19 protein-coding genes are annotated in these 18,289 nt (G+C 64.0%); 10 read left to right on the top strand and 9 right to left on the bottom strand.

The features are described 5' to 3' along the window. Nucleotides 1–61: 61 nt before the first annotated feature. Nucleotides 62–226 carry a type II toxin -antitoxin system TacA 1-like antitoxin gene (locus ACWGS9_RS22960; protein WP_454507403.1) on the bottom strand — a complete coding sequence of 55 codons (165 nt, stop codon included), beginning with the start codon at nucleotides 224–226 and terminating at the stop codon, nucleotides 62–64. Nucleotides 227–360: 134 nt separating this feature from the next. On the opposite strand from ACWGS9_RS22960, the gene recO reads away from it, so the two are divergent. Then, nucleotides 361–1,119 (top strand): DNA repair protein RecO, encoded by a 759-nt coding sequence (gene recO, locus ACWGS9_RS22955; protein WP_454507402.1) that lies wholly within the window; start codon nucleotides 361–363, stop codon nucleotides 1,117–1,119. A 12-nt stretch (nucleotides 1,120–1,131) separates the two neighbouring features. Here the strand turns inward: recO and ACWGS9_RS22950 are convergent, their stop codons facing one another. After that, the gene (locus ACWGS9_RS22950) at nucleotides 1,132–1,596 is read right to left on the bottom strand and encodes an NUDIX domain-containing protein (RefSeq protein WP_454507401.1); all 465 of its coding nucleotides are present in this window, start codon (nucleotides 1,594–1,596) and stop codon (nucleotides 1,132–1,134) included. 342 nt (nucleotides 1,597–1,938) lie between these two features. Between ACWGS9_RS22950 and ACWGS9_RS22945 the strand changes: the two genes are divergently transcribed. Continuing rightward, nucleotides 1,939–4,707 (top strand): DUF2339 domain-containing protein, encoded by a 2,769-nt coding sequence (locus ACWGS9_RS22945; protein ID WP_454507400.1) that lies wholly within the window; start codon nucleotides 1,939–1,941, stop codon nucleotides 4,705–4,707. A gap of 1 nt (nucleotide 4,708) precedes the next feature. On the opposite strand, the gene ACWGS9_RS22940 is transcribed toward ACWGS9_RS22945, so the two are convergent. After that, nucleotides 4,709–5,137 (bottom strand): type II toxin-antitoxin system VapC family toxin, encoded by a 429-nt coding sequence (locus tag ACWGS9_RS22940; RefSeq protein ID WP_454507399.1) that lies wholly within the window; start codon nucleotides 5,135–5,137, stop codon nucleotides 4,709–4,711. Then, the gene (locus ACWGS9_RS22935; protein ID WP_454507398.1) at nucleotides 5,137–5,382 is read right to left on the bottom strand and encodes a type II toxin-antitoxin system VapB family antitoxin; all 246 of its coding nucleotides are present in this window, start codon (nucleotides 5,380–5,382) and stop codon (nucleotides 5,137–5,139) included. Before ACWGS9_RS22935 ends, ACWGS9_RS22940 begins: the two co-directional genes overlap by 1 nt. A gap of 247 nt (nucleotides 5,383–5,629) precedes the next feature. Between ACWGS9_RS22935 and ACWGS9_RS22930 the strand changes: the two genes are divergently transcribed. The 5 genes from ACWGS9_RS22930 (at nucleotide 5,630) to ACWGS9_RS22910 (ending at nucleotide 9,990) form a co-directional block, all read left to right on the top strand. Then, nucleotides 5,630–6,148 carry a sigma-70 family RNA polymerase sigma factor gene (locus tag ACWGS9_RS22930; RefSeq protein WP_454507397.1) on the top strand — a complete coding sequence of 173 codons (519 nt, stop codon included), beginning with the start codon at nucleotides 5,630–5,632 and terminating at the stop codon, nucleotides 6,146–6,148. Beyond that, nucleotides 6,145–6,939, top strand: a complete 795-nt coding sequence (locus ACWGS9_RS22925) for an anti-sigma factor family protein (RefSeq protein ID WP_454507396.1) — start codon at nucleotides 6,145–6,147, stop codon at nucleotides 6,937–6,939. Before ACWGS9_RS22930 ends, ACWGS9_RS22925 begins: the two co-directional genes overlap by 4 nt. Before the next feature lie 206 nt (nucleotides 6,940–7,145). Continuing rightward, the gene (locus ACWGS9_RS22920) at nucleotides 7,146–8,243 is read left to right on the top strand and encodes a peptidase C39 family protein (RefSeq protein ID WP_454507395.1); all 1,098 of its coding nucleotides are present in this window, start codon (nucleotides 7,146–7,148) and stop codon (nucleotides 8,241–8,243) included. A gap of 4 nt (nucleotides 8,244–8,247) precedes the next feature. Next, the gene (locus tag ACWGS9_RS22915; RefSeq protein ID WP_454507394.1) at nucleotides 8,248–9,702 is read left to right on the top strand and encodes a RimK family protein; all 1,455 of its coding nucleotides are present in this window, start codon (nucleotides 8,248–8,250) and stop codon (nucleotides 9,700–9,702) included. A gap of 15 nt (nucleotides 9,703–9,717) precedes the next feature. Further along, nucleotides 9,718–9,990, top strand: coding sequence for a DUF3303 domain-containing protein (locus ACWGS9_RS22910; protein WP_434721861.1), 273 nt, complete (start codon nucleotides 9,718–9,720; stop codon nucleotides 9,988–9,990). A gap of 25 nt (nucleotides 9,991–10,015) precedes the next feature. Here the strand turns inward: ACWGS9_RS22910 and ACWGS9_RS22905 are convergent, their stop codons facing one another. Continuing rightward, nucleotides 10,016–10,939 carry a LysR substrate-binding domain-containing protein gene (locus tag ACWGS9_RS22905; protein ID WP_454507393.1) on the bottom strand — a complete coding sequence of 308 codons (924 nt, stop codon included), beginning with the start codon at nucleotides 10,937–10,939 and terminating at the stop codon, nucleotides 10,016–10,018. A gap of 84 nt (nucleotides 10,940–11,023) precedes the next feature. On the opposite strand from ACWGS9_RS22905, the gene ACWGS9_RS22900 reads away from it, so the two are divergent. Next, the gene (locus tag ACWGS9_RS22900) at nucleotides 11,024–11,941 is read left to right on the top strand and encodes a fatty acid desaturase family protein (RefSeq protein ID WP_454507392.1); all 918 of its coding nucleotides are present in this window, start codon (nucleotides 11,024–11,026) and stop codon (nucleotides 11,939–11,941) included. 16 nt (nucleotides 11,942–11,957) lie between these two features. On the opposite strand, the gene ACWGS9_RS22895 is transcribed toward ACWGS9_RS22900, so the two are convergent. The 3 genes from ACWGS9_RS22895 to ygfZ form a co-directional block, all read right to left on the bottom strand. Further along, nucleotides 11,958–14,099 carry a putative bifunctional diguanylate cyclase/phosphodiesterase gene (locus tag ACWGS9_RS22895; RefSeq protein ID WP_454507391.1) on the bottom strand — a complete coding sequence of 714 codons (2,142 nt, stop codon included), beginning with the start codon at nucleotides 14,097–14,099 and terminating at the stop codon, nucleotides 11,958–11,960. Between the two features lie 64 nt (nucleotides 14,100–14,163). Next, nucleotides 14,164–14,802, bottom strand: coding sequence for a YfbR-like 5'-deoxynucleotidase (locus ACWGS9_RS22890; RefSeq protein ID WP_454507390.1), 639 nt, complete (start codon nucleotides 14,800–14,802; stop codon nucleotides 14,164–14,166). Then, complete coding sequence (gene ygfZ / locus ACWGS9_RS22885; RefSeq protein WP_454507389.1) at nucleotides 14,802–15,665, bottom strand: CAF17-like 4Fe-4S cluster assembly/insertion protein YgfZ; 864 nt, start codon at nucleotides 15,663–15,665, stop codon at nucleotides 14,802–14,804. The genes ACWGS9_RS22890 and ygfZ overlap by 1 nt, the downstream gene beginning before the upstream one ends. A gap of 85 nt (nucleotides 15,666–15,750) precedes the next feature. On the opposite strand from ygfZ, the gene ACWGS9_RS22880 reads away from it, so the two are divergent. Together ACWGS9_RS22880 and ACWGS9_RS22875 are read left to right on the top strand one after the other, a co-directional pair. Further along, nucleotides 15,751–17,082, top strand: coding sequence for a dihydroorotase (locus ACWGS9_RS22880; RefSeq protein ID WP_454507388.1), 1,332 nt, complete (start codon nucleotides 15,751–15,753; stop codon nucleotides 17,080–17,082). Nucleotides 17,083–17,132: 50 nt separating this feature from the next. Next, nucleotides 17,133–17,357 (top strand): hypothetical protein, encoded by a 225-nt coding sequence (locus tag ACWGS9_RS22875; RefSeq protein WP_454507387.1) that lies wholly within the window; start codon nucleotides 17,133–17,135, stop codon nucleotides 17,355–17,357. A 97-nt stretch (nucleotides 17,358–17,454) separates the two neighbouring features. Here ACWGS9_RS22875 and ACWGS9_RS22870 read toward each other — a convergent pair whose 3' ends face one another. After that, nucleotides 17,455–18,237 carry a hypothetical protein gene (locus ACWGS9_RS22870; protein ID WP_454507386.1) on the bottom strand — a complete coding sequence of 261 codons (783 nt, stop codon included), beginning with the start codon at nucleotides 18,235–18,237 and terminating at the stop codon, nucleotides 17,455–17,457. Nucleotides 18,238–18,289: the final 52 nt, after the last annotated feature.

Below are 18,289 nucleotides of genomic sequence, written 5' to 3'. Positions count from 1 at the left end.
GGAAATGGGGCGTGATACGGATTACAACGGTCCCTTTGCTAGCGAGACAATTCCGGTAGCGTCACAACGTGCAAGGAAGAGCCGCGATCGCAGCCTGTAGCTTATCGTTGGGCCGTGGAGGATGTTCCAGCAATTTGAGGATTTGCTGGAAATCGCGCTCGGACACTTTGATTGCTTCGGTCGCCTTGTCGAAGAAATCAGTTTTGTTGGTGGTTTGTTCGGGCATGAATGGCTCCTGGCGTCAGCAACATAAACTTTATGTGCACAGAGGCAGTAACTAGCTCGTGCGATGACGGTTCCAAAGGGCCTATTCGGCAGCCAATCTTGATTTCGCCGCGCAACAGGTGAAAAGCTCGGCTCATGGAATGGCGCGACGAGGGAATTGTTCTCGGCACTCGCAAGCATGGCGAAACCAGCGCCATCCTCGAGGTGATGACGCGCGCCCACGGCCGCCATCTCGGTCTTGTGCGGGGAGGGCGCTCGCGCAAGCAGCAGCCGGTGCTGCAGCCCGGCAACCGCGTCGACCTTCTGTGGCGGGCGCGGCTCGACGAGCATCTCGGCATCTTCCAGGCCGAGGCGATCGAGATGAACGCCGCGCGGCTGATGGACAGCGCGGTCGCCGTGTACGGCCTGCAGACCATGGCCGCGCATCTCAGGCTCCTGCCCGAGCGCGACGCCCATGGCGGCCTCTATGAAGCGCTTGCCGTGATGATTTCCCATCTCGGCGATGCCGATGCGGCGGGCGAGCTGGTGGCGCGCTTCGAGCTGCTCATCCTCGACGAGCTGGGCTTCGGCCTCGACCTCAGCCAATGCGCGGCGACCGGCACCAGGCAGGATCTCGCCTATGTCTCGCCGAAATCCGGACGCGCGGTCTCGCGTGGCGCCGGCGCTCCCTGGCACGACAAGATGCTGGTGCTGCCCGCCTTCCTCCAGCGCGGCTCCGGCCTGCGCGCCGATGCGGCAGCACTTGAGGACGCCTTCCGGCTGAGCGGCTTCTTCTTCACCCGCCATGTCTACGAGCCGCGCGGCCTCGAGCCGCCCGACGCCCGCGCCGGCTTCCTGGCCGCGCTGCGCCGGCATCATGCGGCGGTGAGGGCGATTGCCGGTGAAGCAGGGTAGCGGGAAAGGCGCTTAATCCGCTCCTCGCCGTTCCAGGAAATCGTCGAGCATGGCGCGCTGGCCTTTCAGGATCTTGAGGCCGGCTTCGGGCACTGAAAACCAGCCGGCTCGATCCACCTCGGGAAACGCCTTCATGCTTCCCGATTTCGGCGGCCACTCCATGGTGAACATGTTGCTCTTGATGGCATTTGGGTCGACGTCGGCCTCGACGCTCCACGCCACCACGATCTTGCCGCCAGGCTGCTTGTAGCTGCCGAGCGGCTGGAAATCGCCGTCGATGGCGACGCCGAGCTCTTCTTCAGCTTCCCGTTTGGCGGCTTCGAGCTCATCCTCGTTGTCGCCGATCAGTCCCTTCGGGATAGACCATGCGCCTTCATCCTTTCGCGCCCAGAACGGTCCGCCTGGGTGGACGAGAAGGAATTCGAACACACCGGCAGTGCGCCTGTGGATCAGCAGACCGGCACTTCGCTGCGGCATCGGTCACCTCACGGCATTTCCTTCGACCGCACGAGAATAGCACGAGTATTTCGTGGCCGAAGTCACGCGATCTCATCGGCAAACGCCGGCGGCCCGGCATTGGATAAACCGGCAAGTTGCTGGCAATCGGCCACGAAACATGCTCGATCTTGTCAGTGCATGTCGCCCAAAAGTGCGCAGCGGTTTTGGGAGAACGACATGCACCAAGACAATGACTAAGGGCGCGTCGCCTGAATTCGTTTCGGCGCGACGCGCTTTTAGTCGGCAAGACGCTGATTTGGACCAGCCGTCTCATTGCCGCATTTGTTGGCCACGACTGGTCTGGTTTTGAGGGAAACCGCCATGTTTTTCAGCCTGATTGCCATTGCCGCGGTCATAGCTCTTTTCGTCATCGTTTCACGCCAGCAGAACCGCATCGCGCTGGTCGAGCGCGAGCTCGCCGTCCTGCGCGGCCTGATGCAGTCGGATGCTTCGCTGTCCGCGCCTAAGCCGGCTGATGCCTCGCAAGAAAGCGTTCCAGAGGAGGCCAGGGCGCCCGCGGCACCTGCCGCGCCATTGGCTGATGACACGACCGCGGCCGAAGAGATCGTCGCGAAGCCCGAGGCCATTGAAGGCGAGGCCGTGGCTGGACCCTGGACGAAGGGCAAGACGAGCCCGGCACAATCCGCGGAGCCGTCCGCACCAGCGCAACCTGCCCCCGTCGGCGAAACGCCTGCGGCAGGGTCGCCCGCGCCCGCAAAGGCGGCGCGCCAGACCGATGTCGAAACGGCGCTGGGCACGCGCTGGGCGGTCTGGGTCGGCGGCATTGCGCTGGCGCTCGGTGGCCTGTTCCTGATCCGCTACACCATCGAGGCCGGCATTTTCGGCCCCGGCGTACGTCTCACCATGGCCGGCATCCTTGGCCTGGCGCTGATTGCCGGCGCCGAATTCATCCGCCGCACCGGCTTCAAGGTGCCGGTGCAGGGCGCGGCCGGCGCCTATATTCCCGCCATCCTCACGGCCGCCGGCGCCTTCATCCTGTTTGGCACGGTCTACGCGGCACATGGCGTCTATGGCTTCATCGGTCCGGCGACGGCCTTCGCGCTGCTTGGCGTCATCGGCGTCGCGACCATCGGCGCTTCGCTCGTGCATGGCCTGGCGCTGGCCGGCATCGGCCTCGTCGGCGCCATGGCCACGCCGGCGCTGGTCGCCTCGCAGGCGCCCAATCCCTGGGCGCTGTTCGTCTATCTGGCGATCGTGCTTGCGGCGACCGCGGCAACCGCCCGCATCCGTGACTGGAAGGCGCTCGTGGCAGCGGCTTTCGCCGGCACCGGCATCTGGACCATTCTTTACATGGTCGACGCGTCGGACGTGAATCTCGCGGCAGTGCTGTTCATCAGCCTGGCCGCGCTGGCCGTGCTGGCTTTCGTCTGGCTCGCCGGCCGCGACGGAGCGGCGCGCGGCTTCGACTGGCCATCGATCGTGCCCGGCTTCTTCATCGCGTTGAGCGCGCTGGGCCTGTCGGTCGATCCGGCTTTTGCCCGCGCCGGCGATGCCCTGCACGGCGCCGTTCTCCTGGCCGCGCTGGTCGCGGTGGCGCTCTACCGGCCGCGCGCGCTTCCGCTCGTCTTTGCCGCCGGCATCGCGACCGCGCTGATCTATCTCGGCATCATCCCGCCCGCGACGATCGGGGCGGACGCGCTCGATGTCGGGCTGGACGCTCGGCCCCTGGCGTCGTCCGACACGCTGACTTTCCGCATCGGCATCGCGCTTGGCCTGATCTTCCTCGCCGCCGGTTTCTGGGCGGCACGCCGCTTCGCTGCCACTGCTCCGGTGCGCGCGGCTTGCTGGGCGGCCTGGGGTGTCGTTGCTCCGCTGGTGGTGCTCCTGGCGCTGTGGCTGACCTTCGGCGATATCGACCGGGACTTCGGCTACGCGCTGCCGGCGCTGTTGCTGATGCTCGCCTTTGCCGCCGGCGGCGAATGGATCGCGCGTGCCGAGGAGCCGCCGCTGGCCGGCGGCCCGGCCGTGTCGTTCGCGCTCGGCGGAGCCGGTGTCGCCGGCCTCCTGATGCTGCACATGGCCTTCGGTTCGGGCTGGACGACCGTGCTGCTCGCCGCCGCCGCGATCGTGCCGGCGCTGGCCACGCGCTGGCGGTCTTACCCCGTGCTGGGCTGGATCGCGGTTGCCGCGGCGGTCGCCGTGCTTGGTCGCGTCGCCTTCGATCCGACCATCGTCGGCGCGGCGTTTCTGTCCAGGACGCCCGTCTTCAACTGGCTGCTGCCGGGCTATGGCGTGCCGGCGCTCGCCTTCGGCTTCGCGGCCTGGCAACTCGCCCGCACCACCAACGGCCGGCCGCGCCTTGCCATGGAGGCGGCCTCGGCGCTGTTCGCGCTGCTCGCCATTGCCATGCTGGTGCGCCACGCCATGCATGGCGGCGTCATCGACACCGGCACGGTGACACTTGCCGAACAGGCGATCTACACGCTGATCGCACTTGGCGCCGGCGCCATACTGGTCGCCATCGACATGCGCTCGCCAAGCCCGGTTCTGCGCTATGGCTCGATGGCTGCCGGCGTGGTCTCGGCAGGGTTGATCGCCGTTCAGCATTTCGTGGTGCTGAACCCGCTGCTGACGGACGAGTCTACCGGCACGATCCCGGTCTTCAACCTTCTGTTCCTCGCCTATCTGCTGCCGGCGATCGCCGCCGGCGCGCTGGCGCTCTATGTCCGCGACAAGCGCCCGCGATGGTATGCGGCGATGCTGGCGCTGATCGCCTCGCTGCTTGCCTTCGCCTATGCGACGCTGTCGGTGCGACGCCTGTTCAAGGGCGAGTTCATCGCCTTGTGGAGCGGGCTTGGCCAGCTCGAGACCTACACGTATTCGGCGCTCTGGCTGGTCATCGGCGTGGCGCTGCTCACCGCCGGCGTCTGGCTTAAATCGCAGGTGCTGCGCATCGCGTCCGCGGTGCTGATCGCGGTCGCAGTGGTGAAGGTGTTCCTCTTCGACATGTCGGAGCTGGAAGGCGTGCTGCGCGCGCTCTCCTTCATCGGTCTCGGCGCCGTGCTGATCGGGATAGGCCTGTTCTATCAGCGGCTTTTGACGCGGGCGGCGAAACCCGAGGCTGGATAGATCAGGCTAAATCGGTCTGCGAGAAATCATCACCCTTGTACAGCAAAGGCACGCGGTAGGCTTTGGCGCACGCATAGCTGAAGCAGTCGCCGAAATTCAGTTTGGCAGGATGGCCGAAATATCGACCATAATCGTAGGCGGCCTTGACCGCGAGTTCTCGAATCTTCGTGTCCAGCGGAATCTCCACCGCCTTGAGTTCGGCCAGGAAGCCTAAGACGATCGTTTGACATTGTTCGATCAGGGCCGGCGGCGTCGGAACCTGGTCGCCGCGTTCCGCCACGGATTTCCTGCGAGCTATCCCAACGATCGCTTCGAATGCCGAACTCGGCGAGAAATAGAGCTTCTCAGCAGATTCCACTCTCTTGAGAAGACGGTGCGCATCTGCTTCTTCCGAAATGATCGCGATGATGGCGGAAGCATCGAGAAACATCAAAGATCGCCCCATCCTTCGTCCATGAATTTCTTCATGTCGAAGTCAGGGTCGTCTGGACCGAGCGCCTTGAGAGCGTCCTGAAATTTTTTGACGCGTTCGCTCAATGGAAGAACAGCCTGCGCGCGCTCAAGTTCACGTTTGAGCGCAATCCGCACTGCTTCCGTCTTTGTGGGCGCCTTTATGGCCGACTGTAGCTGGCGAGCCAGCGCGTCGACCTCGTCGTCTCGGATATACAAAGACAAATTTCAACCTCCATGTCGTATATTCCAATATGAATATTCGGAATATACGATATGAATATACGTGGGTTGAAGAAATTTTCAATCGTCATGCTGCGAATCGCCAATGAGGCATGGAATAAACCGCCCTGCGCCATCGTTATCTGCGTGCTTGGGTAATCGCAGCGGTTGGCCGCTTCGCGCTGACTGCTTGCACCGCGCCGGGAAGGCGCGTTCTATCGGATGGAAAGCGACCTCGAAACAAGCGGTCATGGACGACAAGAAGGCAGCGATCCTGAGCGAAATACCGCGGTTGCGGCGCTATGCGCGCTCGCTGCTGCGCGACCGCGATTCCGCCGACGACCTTGTCCAGGATTGCCTGGAGCGGGCGCTTGTGCGGCTCGACAACTGGCAGACTGGAGAAAGCCCCCGGAGGTGGCTGTTTACGATCATGCACCACTTGTTCATCGACCAGATGCGCAAGGTCAACCGGCGCGGCGAGGCGGCGATGCTGCCTCTCGAGGCCGGTGAAGCCCAGTCCGCGCCCGCCGATCAGGTCGAAGGCATCGCTTCGCGCGAGATCATGGATGCCCTGCAGGCGATCAGCCCCGATCGCCGCGCGGCATTGGTGATGGTCGCCATCGAGGGCTTTTCCTATGCCGAGGCCGCCAACATCCTTGGCGTGCCGGCCGGCACGCTGATGTCGCGCATCGCGCGTGGCCGCGAGGAATTGCGAGGCCTGCTCGACGACTCTTCGCGCCGCCGCTCGATAAGGATCGTCGAGAAATGACCCGCCGCGATTTTTCCGAACGCGATATCCATATGGCCCTCGACGGCGAATTGCCGGGCGAGGAGCGCATGGCCTATGACGCCTGGCTCGAGGCCAATCCCGAAATGAAAGCGAGGTCCGCGCGCTATATTGCCGACCGCGCCGCCATGCGCGCCGCCTTGGCCGGCGTGATGGACGAGCCGGTGCCGGCAAGGCTGCGTCAGGCAGTGTTCGGCGAGGCGCCGGCGAAAGCGCCTGCCTGGCGCTCGCGCTGGTGGCTCTCGGCCGCGGCTGCCGTGGTGCTCGCCGTTGGCGGCCTCGGCGGCTATGTCGCCGGCATCGACAGCATCGGCCATGGCGGCGACGGCGACGACCGGCTCGCCGAACAGGCGATCGCCGCCCATGTCATCTACGCCGCCGAGAAGCGTCATGCCGTCGAGGTCCCGGCGAGCGACAGGGATCATCTGCAGACCTGGCTGTCGAACCGCGTCGGGCTGAAGCTGATTGCGCCCGACCTGGCGGCCGAGGGCTTCGAGCTGGTCGGCGGCCGGCTGCTGCCGGCCGGTGGCCAGGGCAAGGCGGCGATGCTGCTCTACGAGGACGCCAAGGGCGAGCGAATTTCGCTCTTCGTCACCGCCGAATCGTCCGCGACATCCAAGGGCACCTATACGGCCGAGGGGGGCGGACCGGAGGCTGTCTACTGGCTCGACAAGGGCTATGCTTGCGCCGTCGTCGGCTCGTTGCCGCCGGAGCGATTGTCGGATGTCGCAAAGAGCGCTTATGGCCAGCTTCTGGCCGGCATATCGAGCTGAACCGGCTGCGTTTTTCGCGGCCGGCAGTCCTTTGAACGGCAACTCTGTCCAAACACTTCGGCCTTTTCGGCCCGTGTCGGAACTGTCACAATTCGGCCCTAATCAAGGAGCGATAGCGCTTGATGAATGCTGGCGCTTCGGCCAGTATTTGCGACGCATCCACCGGGGCCGTTTCCACAATCCAATCGAGGTTCTCCCAAGCCCGCATGCCTGCCGAGATTCGAAAGGCCCGCGCGTCAGACGTCGATGACCTCGCCGCCATCGAGAAGGCTGTCTTTCCAGGCGACAGGCTCTCGCGCCGCTCCTTCCGTCAGTTCATCGAACGCGAGACCGCCGAGATGCTGGTGGCCGAGAACGAGGGCCGTGTCGCCGGCTATGCGGTGGTGCTGTTTCGCAAGGGCAGCGGCGTCGCGCGGCTCTATTCCATCGCTGTCGGTCCCTTCTTCGGTCGGCTCGGTATCGGCCGCCTTCTGCTGGCGGCTGCCGAGGAAGCGGCCTTCGAGCACGACCGGCTGTTGCTGCGCCTTGAAGTGCGCGAGGACAATGATCGCGCCATCCGTATCTACGAGCAGGCCGGCTATCGAAAACTAGGCCGGGAGGCCGACTACTACGAGGATGGCGCGACGGCGCTGCGCTACGAAAGGACGCTGCGCGGCGACACGCCGACGGCGACCAAGGTGCCGTTCTACCAGCAGACCTGCGAGTTCACCTGCGGCCCATGCTGTCTGATGATGGCGATGGCCAATTTCGACCGTGGCTTCGTGCCAGACCCGGTCATGGAAATCCGCCTGTGGCGCGAGGCCACCACCGTGTTCATGATGTCGGGGCCGGGCGGCTGCGAGCCCTTCGGCCTGGCGGTCTCCGGCTACGAGAGCGGGCTTGCCGCCGAGATATTCGTCTCCTTTTACGGCGCGCTGTTCCTGCAGTCGGTGCGCAGCGAGGACAAGCGACGGGTGATGGAGCTTGCCCAGGTCGATTTCCGCCGCCGCGCCGAACTTTACGGCATCCCTGTCAATTACCGCCCGTTCTGCATCGGCGACATCCGTGACGCTCTGGCCGAGGGCAAGCTGGTGGTGGTGCTGATCAGCGGCTTCCTGATGTTCGGCAAGAAGGTGCCGCATTGGGTGCTGGCCATCGGCGACGATGGCGACCATATCCTGATCCACGACCCCTGGGTCGAGGATGAAAGGCAGGAAACGATCCTCGATGCCGCGAACATTCCGGTGCCCTACGATATCTTCATGAACATGGCGCAATTCGGCCGCGACGGCTTGCGCGCCGCCATCACTCTGGGAAAACGCTGAGACAATGACCTGGGTCATCTTAACAGGCAGGCAGAACGATCTCGATCAGGTGGCCACACCCCACAAGATCATCACCAACCGCGACTATCTCGCGCATCCGGCGCTGTTCCGCGGCCAGCGGCCGAAGGTGATCAACCTGTCGAACAATTACGGCTATCAGAGCCGCGGCTACTACGCCTCGCTGCTTGCCGGCTCGCGCGGCCACAGGGTGATCCCTACCGTCGAGACCATGATCGACCTTTCGGAGCGCAAGCTTTACGAGCACGCGCTGCCCGAGCTCGAGCTTGCACTCAACAAATGCCGCAAGGACCTCGGCGGGACTTTTCCGGCGAAGGTCGCGATCTTCTTCGGCATCGGTCCGTCGAAAATATGGGACCGTTTCGCCAAGCTGTTGTTCGACTGGTTCCGTGCGCCGGCGCTTGAGGTTCATATCAAGGACAGCGCCGAATGGGCCTCGATCCGCAAGATCGGCTTCCTGCCGCTTGCCCGCATGACCGAGGACGAGGACGAGTTCTTCCTGCAGTGCCTGGACACCTACACCAATCGCGAATGGCGCGACACCAAGGGCCGCACGCCGGCACGCTATACGTTTGCGACGCTGGTCGACCCGCATGAGGAATTGCCGCCGTCGGAGATTTCCTCGCTGCGCTATTGGGCGAGGATCGCCGAGAAGATGGGCGTCGAAGTCGAGCCGATCACCAGGAAGGATCTCGCCAAGCTCGCCAATTACGACGCGCTGTTCATTCGCGAGACCACGTCGATCTCCAACCATACCTACCGCTTCGCGCGCCGCGCCCAGCAGGAAGGCATGCCGGTGATCGACGATCCGCTGTCGATGATCCGCTGCACCAACAAGGTCTATCTCAACGAGTTGATGACCTACAACAAGGTGCCGGTGCCGCCGACGGTGATGATCGCCGGCACGTCCGACTTCGAGGTGGCGGCGCAGATGCTTGGCTTCCCGCTGGTGCTGAAGATCCCGGATTCGTCCTTCTCGCGCGGCGTCAAGAAATGCGAGAACATGGTTGAGCTGACCAAGCTCGCGACCGAGTGGCTGGAAGATTCCGATCTCTTGATCGCCCAGAAATTCATCCCGACCGAATATGACTGGCGCGTCGGCGTGCTCGGCGGCCAGCCGCTGTTTGCCGTGCATTATCTGATGGCGAAGAAGCACTGGCAGATCGTCAACCACAAGGCCAGCGGCAAGCCCGACCAGGGCGGCATCAAGACCTTCACGCTGAAGCAGACGCCGCCGCATGTCGTCGAGACGGCGGTCCGGGCGGCAAAGTGCATCGGCGACGGCCTCTACGGCGTCGACCTCAAGGAGACCAAGGACGGGGTCTTCGTCATCGAAGTCAACGACAATCCCAATCTCGACCATGGCTGGGAGGATTCCGGCGAGAAGGACGAGCTGTGGGTGCGGTTGACGCAGTGGTTCCTGGAACGCCTGGAGCGATAATCATTTGGGGGAAGAATGCTGTTTTTCGTGATCGAGGATTTTCACGGCGCCGACCGCAAGGAAATCTACCGCCGCTTCCGCGATAAGGGCCGCCTGAAGCCGGATGAGCTCGTCGTGCATCACAGCTGGATCGCCGGCGACATGAGCCGCTGCTTCATGCTGGTCGAAGCCGACGATGCGACGGTGCTGCAGCGCTGGGTCATCGAATGGGCGGATTTGGTCGAGTTCGAGATCGTTCCCGTGGCCAGCAGCAAGGACATGGTAGCGGCATTGGCCGGCCATCTCTGAGCGGGCCTACCTGGCTCGCCATTTCTCAAATTGACAGGGTGCCGAGCACCGGTGATTTGACTGCGCGCACGCATTCCTCGACCAGCCATTCCCGGAACGCGCCCACGACATCGCGCTTTGCGCTGCGTTCCGGGATCGTCAGGCAATAGGGTTGGCGCAACTCCAGCGATCGGGCCACGGGCCGGATCAGCTTTCCGTCTTCCAGTGCCTGGGCACAGTAGACGCCCTGCGCCAGCGCCACGCCCAGTCCTGAAATGGCGAGATCGAGCGCTGCTCGCGACGAATTGGCCGAAAGACCGCGCTGTGCCATGCGGCCCGGCTCGCCTCCCGCCGCCTCGAACCAGTTGCGCCAAGATGGAAAGGACGCTCCGGTCGGTCCCCAATCGGTGTGAATGAGCGGCAGGCCGGCAAGGCTGTCGGATTTGATCGCGCCGGCGAGCATCGGCGCGCAGACCGGATAGACGGCGTCCCTGACGACCTCCTCGGTCGGATGCTCCCGATAATGAGGACCGTAAGAGAGGCGGATGTCGATCAATTCATGTTCGAACGGCACCGGATCGTCGTCGCCTCTAAGCGAAATGTCGGCGGCGCCATGGCCGCCGATGAAGCCGGCGAGGCGCTCCGAAAGCCAGCCCATCGCCATCGAGGGCGGCACCGAAACGATGAGCCTTGGCCGGAAAGCATCGCCGCCAATATCGCGCGCGACACTGCCGATTTCCCGGAAGGCCATGCTGAGCCTCGGCAGCATCTCCACCCCGGCCTCGGTAAGCACCGCGCGCCGGTTGACCCGGTGGAACAGTTTTCGCCCCATCTGTTCCTCGACGGTGCGGATAAGCTGGCTGACGGCCGCGGCCGAAACCGACAGCTCCTCCGCGGCGGCCGCGAAGCTGCCTGTCCGCGCTGCCGCTTCGAAGGCCTGAAGTCCGCGCAAGGAGGGAAGGGCGACCATGGCAATCCAAAAGATAAGGTGAGCTTATCTATTTTGCAGAAATCCTCGTTTTTCGAAAGGTTTCTTTCTGGGTATCGTGACCCCATGAACGCAATCGACCACGACGCAACCGTCGACCATCGCTACGTGATAGCCTCGCTGACGAATGAGGAACGCGGCCGGCTGACCGGCAAATCGGACGGGCCGGGCCTTGTCCAGTTCGCTCTCCATCTCGGCGCGATCATTCTTCTCGGCGCGCTGATCGCGGCACAAGTGCCGTTCTGGCCACTCCTGATGCTGCCGCAGGGCGTCCTGATCGTGTTCCTGTTCACGGTGCTGCATGAAACCGTGCACGGGACGGCGTTCGAAACCCAGCGGCTGAACGATATGGTCGCGCGTTTCTGCAGCCTGGCGATCGCGCTGCCCGCCGACTGGTTCCGCTATTTCCACTTCGCCCATCACCGCTTCACCCAGGACCCTGAAAACGATCCGGAGCTGGCCTTCCCGAAGCCCGAAACCTTGCGGCAATACCTCGTCCACGTCTCCGGGCTGCCGGTGTGGCGGGGCCATTTCAAGACGCTCTACACCAATGCGACCGGTGGCTGCCGGGACAGTTACGTGCCGCCGAAAGGCCTGCCGAAAGTGAAAGCCGAGGCGCGGGCGATGATCGCCTTCTATGTCGTCGTGCTGGCGCTTGCCGTCTGGTTCAAGGCATCGGTGCTGCTCTATGTCTGGATCGTGCCAGCGCTGCTTGGCCAGCCGTTCCTGCGGCTCTATCTGCTGGCCGAGCATGGTCGTTGTCCCTTTGTCGCCAACATGCTGGAAAACACCCGCACGACGCTGACCAACTGGTTCGTGCGCAAGCTCGCCTGGAACATGCCTTATCATGCCGAGCACCACGCCTATCCCGGCGTGCCGTTCCATCAACTGCCGGAATTCCACCGGCTGATCGAGCGGCATCTCAAAGTGGTCGAGCCAGGCTATGTGAGCTTCCACGAGAAATACATCGGGACGCTGCGTTGATTAACGAGGTTCGACGTCAGCCCGATTGGCGCAGCAGCGCCTGCGCGCGCAGCAGCCGGCCCATGTGGGACGCCTTGGTCGGCACGCCGATCAGATAGCCTTGCGCCTCGCCGCAGCCGGCTTTGCGCAGCATGTCGAGCTGCGCCTCGGTCTCGACGCCTTCGGCGGTGACGGTGATGCCGAGCTCGGCGCCGAGCCCGATCACGGTGCGCACGATCGCCGCGGTGTCGCGCTTGTCGAGATCGCGGACGAAGGAGCGGTCGATCTTGATCTTGTCGACGGGGAAGCGTCGGAGATAGCCGAGCGAGGAATAGCCGGTGCCGAAATCATCGAGCGCGATGCGCACGCCGAGGCCGCGCAACTGTCTGAGCGTCTTCAGCACCGCATCGCTTTCGTCCATCATCACCGTTTCGGTGATTTCTAGCTCCAAGCGGCTGGCCGGCAGGCCGGAAAAGGCAAGTGCCGAGATCACGCTGCGGGCGAAGCCGCCGCTCTTGATCTGCACGACCGAGACGTTGACGGCGATGCGCATGTCCCGAGGCCAGTTCGCAGCCACGTTGCAAGCCTTGCGCAGCGCCCAGTCGCCGAGCTGCACGATCAATCCGGTTTCCTCGGCGACGGCGATGAAGTTTTCCGGCGACACCAGGCCGCGCGACGGCGAGCGCCAGCGCATCAGGGCTTCCGCGCCGACGATTTTGCCGGAGCCGATGTTGAGGATCGGCTGGAAATCGAGCTCGAATTCGCGCTTGGAGAGTGCTGTTTCGAGATCGACTTCAAGCGCACGGCGCTCCCGCATCAGGGCATCCATGCCCGGCTCGAAGAAGCGATAGACATTGCGTCCTTCGCTCTTGCCCCGGTAGAGCGCCATGTCGGCGTTGGTGAGCAGCGTGTCGGCATCCTGGCCGTCGCCGGGATGGAGCGCGATGCCGAGGCTGACGCCCACATGAATTTCGCGCCCCTTGTCGCGATAGGGTTTGCCGACGATCTCGACGATGCGCTTGGCGAGCTTTTCGGCGTCGGCGACGCTCTTGATGCCGAACTGGATGATAGCGAACTCGTCGCCGCCGAAGCGCGCCACCACATCCTTGCGGCTACGCACGGAATGCTGCAACCGCTTGGCAACGCATTTCAGCAGCCAGTCTCCGGCCGGGTGGCCGAACGTATCGTTGACGGCCTTGAAGCGGTCGAGGTCGAGCGAGAAGATCGCCAGCGGCTGGGCCTTGGCCTCGCCAAGCGCCTGGTCCAGCCGTTCGCGAAACATCGAGCGGTTGGGCAGATTGGTCAGCGTGTCGTGATGCGCGAGATGCGTCATGCGCTCTTCGGCGCGCCGGCGCTCGGTGACATCCTCGAAGGTCGCCACCCACCCGCCGCCGGCGAGCGGCCGCCGCAAGACGAAGAGCGTTCGGCCGTCGACCAATTCGCGATAGCTGGAATGTGACTGGCCGGCCTCCAGCCTGGCTTTGGTTTTCCCGACTTCAACGTCGATTTCGAGTGGCGCGAAGATGCCGAGACGGATGAGTTTCCCCAGCATCTGGCGATGTGTCATGCCAAGCGTGAAGTCCGACGCCTTGGCGTTGCACAGATCCAGAAAGCGCTGGTTGCGCACGATAAGGCGGCCCTTGGCGCTATACATCAGCAGGCCTTGCGACATGTTGGCCAAGGCGGCGTCGAAGCGGCGATGCTGCTCTTTCAACTCCGCCTCGGCGCGCCGTTGCTCGGTCACATCCTGGTAGATCGAAACCCAGCCGCCGACGGCGATCGGCCGATGCGAAATGACGATGATGCGCCCGTCCGACAGAACTTCCTCGTAGGCCGAAGGCTTGGCACCGTCGATGTAAGGCTTGCGGATTGCGTAGAGCTCGGCTGCGCTCTGCGAGGCGATGCCGATGTCGACGCTGTGCTGCAAGATGTCGAAGAAACGAATGCCAGGCTTTACCACTTTGGCGTCCAGGCTGAATATATCGATGTAGTTACGGTTGCAGATGATCATCCGCTCATCGGCATCGAACATGCACAGCCCATGCGACATGTTCTCGACGGCCGCCGCGAAGCGCTCGTTTTGGGCCCGCAATTCTTCCGCTATTCGCCGCACCGGACCAATGCCGGCCGCCTTCCGCCTGCCGGCAGCCGAACCAGTCTTGACATGTGCGTCAGGCATGAGCACGCCTTCGGACCGAGACCGAACGCATACTGTCCTAGTCCCGGGTTAATTTAGCGTTCTTTTATGGGGTTGAACTCACGGCAAGCGAAAACTGGCGCTTGGCTTCCAGCGTCTTGAAACGCCTAAGGAAAGCTGTTTGCGCCCAAGTGACGGATTTTGGCGAGAAGTCAAAGCGGTCGGCGGAGAAGCCGCGCGGCCGGCCGAAATACTCGGTCGCTTCCGCCGTTGAAAAGCCGGCCAGCAGCGTCGCCTCGTAATAGGCGGCGATCTGGTCGGCACGCTTGATGTCTTTGCGCAAGGAGGCGGCGAGCTCCGCCGGCAACGAGAAACGCAAATGGATGGCGTGCTGCAGGCGCAGCTCGCAATCCTTGTAGGAGCCGCCCATCACCGATTTGAACGGCGAGATCATGTCGCCGATGACATATTCGGGCGCGTCGTGCAGCAGGGCGGCGAGCCGCGCCTCGGCCGTAGCCTCCGGCGCCAGTTCGCCATAGAGCGCCTCGACCAGCAGCGAATGCTGCGCGACGGAGAAAGCATGATCGCCGCTGGTCTGGCCGTTCCAGCGGGCGACACGGGCAAGGCCGTGCGCGATGTCGGCAATCTCGATGTCGAGCGGCGATGGGTCGAGCAGGTCGAGCCGCCGTCCGGAGAGCATGCGTTGCCAGGCGCGCGGCGGCGCACCGGCCCGGTCGGCCGCCATCAGGCCTCCTCCGCGCTTGCCGCGTCCTGCGGGAAGGAGAACTTCGCCCATGCGGGAATCGCGAGCGTCACCGGAACCTCGCCCGCCAAGATCGCCTCGCCGGCATCGGTCGCCGCCTTGACGCGGTCGATGCGGGCAATGGCAAGACCGGTCCGGTCGCCGACAGACCCGAGCGCGCCCACTGGCCGGCCGGCAACGGTGAGCTCGGTCCCTGAAGTGGGCAGCGGACCGGCGGCGACGGCAATCAGGACACGGCGTCTGGCCGTGCCGCGGTGCTGCATGCGCGAGACCACTTCCTGGCCGATATAGCAGCCCTTCTTGAAGCCGACGCCGCCGGTTTCGTCGAGCAGCACATCATGCGGGAACGCGTCGCCGAGCTGGTAGTCTGAACCGCTTTCCGCGATGCCGTTGCCAATGCGAAGGGCCTGCCAGGCATTCGCATCGCCGCCGTCCTTTGCTTCGCCGCCATAGATGCGCCTTACCGCCACATCGCGGAAGCGCGTATCGGCAAGCGCCGTTGAATCAGAAACCGAGGCGGTTGAATCATCGCCCCATGCGACCGTGACAAGCGCCTGATCCTGCTTGGCAATATCGGCCTTGGCCCTTAGCCGGTAAAGCATCAGCCGGCGCACGAAATCGTCGGCGATGTCGGCCCGGCATTCCAACTGGAAGCCGTTGTCGCCGGCGCGCGAGATCAGGAAATCGAACAGGATCTTGCCCTGCGGCGAAAGCAGCGCGCCGGGCTTTGCCTGGCCCGGCTCGAGCGTGTCGAGATCGGTGGTGAGGATGTTCTGCAGGAAATGCTCGGCATCGGGGCCTGACACGGAAATGAGCGCGCGGTCCTTGATCTGGGTAAAGGGCATGAGCGTGAAATCGGCCTGATCTTGCAAAACGTTCGGTCATTACGTAAGCCGGCCACACTCCCCCCGCAAGAGATTGGACCTGCCCATGGCAACCACCTTCGACCTCATCCTGACAGGCGGCACGGTAGTCAACCATGACGGCGAGGGTTTTCGCGACGTTGGCGTCAAGGACGGCCGCATCGCGGCAATCGGCGATCTTACCCAGGCCTCGGCCGGCGAAACCATCGATTGCGAGGGCCTGCATATCCTGCCGGGCGTTATCGACAGCCAGGTGCATTTCCGCGAACCGGGGCTGGAGCACAAGGAAGATCTGGAGACCGGCTCCCGCGCCGCCGTGCTGGGCGGCGTCACCGCCGTCTTCGAAATGCCCAACACCAATCCGCTGACCACCAGCGAGGCGGCGCTCGCCGACAAGGTGCGCCGCGCCACCGGCCGCATGCATTGCGACTTCGCCTTCTGGGTCGGCGGCACGCGCGACAATGCCGGCGATGTCGGCGAATTGGAACGGCTGCCGGGAGCAGCCGGCATTAAAGTGTTCATGGGTTCGTCCACCGGCGATCTTCTGGTCGAGGACGATGAAGGTGTCGCTTCGATCCTGCGCAACACCCGCCGCCGCTCGGCTTTCCATTCGGAGGACGAATTCCGTCTGCGCGAACGGCTCGGCGAACGCATCGAGGGCGATCCGTCGTCGCATCCCGTCTGGCGCGACGAGATCGCGGCGCTGCGCTGCACCGAGCGGCTGGTGCGCATCGCCAGGCAGACACGCGCGCGCATCCATGTGCTGCACATCTCGACGGCCGAGGAGATCGTCTTCCTCGAGCAGCACAAGGATGTCGCGACCTGCGAGGCCACCCCGCATCACCTGACGCTGACGGCCGACGACTATGCGCGGCTGGGCACGCTGATCCAGATGAATCCGCCGGTGCGCGCAGCCCGCCACCGCGACGGCGTCTGGCATGGCATTTCGCAAGGCATCGTCGATGTTCTGGGGTCCGACCACGCGCCGCACACGCTGGCTGAGAAGGCAAAGACTTATCCGGCCTCGCCGTCGGGCATGACCGGCGTGCAGACGCTGGTGCCGATCATGCTCGACCATGTCAACGCCGGACGGCTCTCGCTGCAGCGCTTCGTCGACCTTTCCAGCCACGGCCCGCAGCGGATTTTCGGCATGGCCAGAAAAGGCCGCATCGCCGCCGGCTACGACGCCGATTTCACCGTCGTCGACATGAAGCGGCGCGAGACCATCACCAACGCGCAGGCCGGCTCAAAGGCCGGCTGGACCCCGTATGACGGCAGGCAGGTCACCGGCTGGCCGGTCGGCACCATCGTGCGCGGCACGCGCGTCATGTGGGAAGGTGAGATCGCGACACCTGGCCAGGGCAGGGCGGTGGAGTTTTCCGAGGCGCTGCCGGCCTAACCTGCCAAAATTGGATTTGTTAAGCGCTCCTGCACTATCTTGGATGCGCCATGACCGCGAACATTGCGCCGATCATTCCCGCGGAGTTTCCCGAGTTCCAGGCCCTCGCCTGGAACCGCGATGTCGCGCGCCCGATCCCCGCTAAAGAGGCCTTTGCGCTTTACGAACGCAACTGGCGCTTTGTCGATCAAAAGCGCCTTACGGCACGTGAGAAGCTGCTTATTATGAAATTGGCTGACGAATTTGGCCACGGTATCCTTCTGACTGCCGCATGAGCCATTGCAGCGTTTCAGCCGATAGGATTTGTCGACTGTCGTAGAGTTCCTTCGCGCCCCCGCCGGCGTTGCGACACTTCAGTGGGCCACAACGCTCTTAATCCCCGGCCACAAAAAACAGCCACTGTCCGGTCGGCGTGATGCCGACGCGGTAGAAGATGTAGGCGCCGAACTGCTTCATGTCGTCATAGTCGCTCGCCGTGACCAGCTTGAACAATTCGACACGCTGCCTGGCATCGAGCTTGTCGAGCGGCAGCGCGAAGAAATACGGCCAGACATAGAGTTCCTGCGGCGTGCCGGTGTCGACATGGACGTAGCCGGCTGAAAGCACCTCTTCCAGGATGGCGAGGATTTCCTGGCCGTCGCCGTCGCCCGAAAGGCCCTTGAGGAAGGTGACCGGGTCGCCGTCAATGTCGCCCAGCGACAATTGCGTCATGGCATCGCCCTTGCCGATCAGGGGCCTCAGCTTCTCGATGTCGCCGGTCCGGCAGGTCTCGATGATCAGCCCATGCATGCGCTTGACCGGTTCGGGAAGCGTGTCGAGGTCGTAGACGACCGCGGGCGGCGGCGCATCGGGGTCGGCGCGCGGGCTGGTGATGCCGCCATTGGCGGGCGGCGTCTCCGGCTCCGACTTGTCCGTGTCGTCGGCGGGCTGGCCGCCGTCCGAGGGTTTGTTGCCAGGTGCCTCGGGCATCGGCACGGTGGCTCCGCTGTCGCCATTGGCGGGCGGGGTGACCGGGGAAGGCAGGTCCTCGCGCTGGATTTCGCTCAGCGCGTAGGAAGGCGTGCTGGTGAGGCACAGGGGCAGCGCCAGACAGGAAGCGGCGATCGGGATGCTGAGGGCCAGCCCGCGCGGCCGGCCTGACATCGAAAATCTCACCGCTTGCTTCTCCATGGTTCCCGGCTCGGTCGCGGCCGGCGCTCCGAATGTC

Source organism: Mesorhizobium sp. Arg314, from assembly GCF_053714275.1.
The sequence above is the reverse complement of the archived record's forward strand: the minus strand, read 5'-3'. Positions and strand labels throughout refer to the sequence as shown.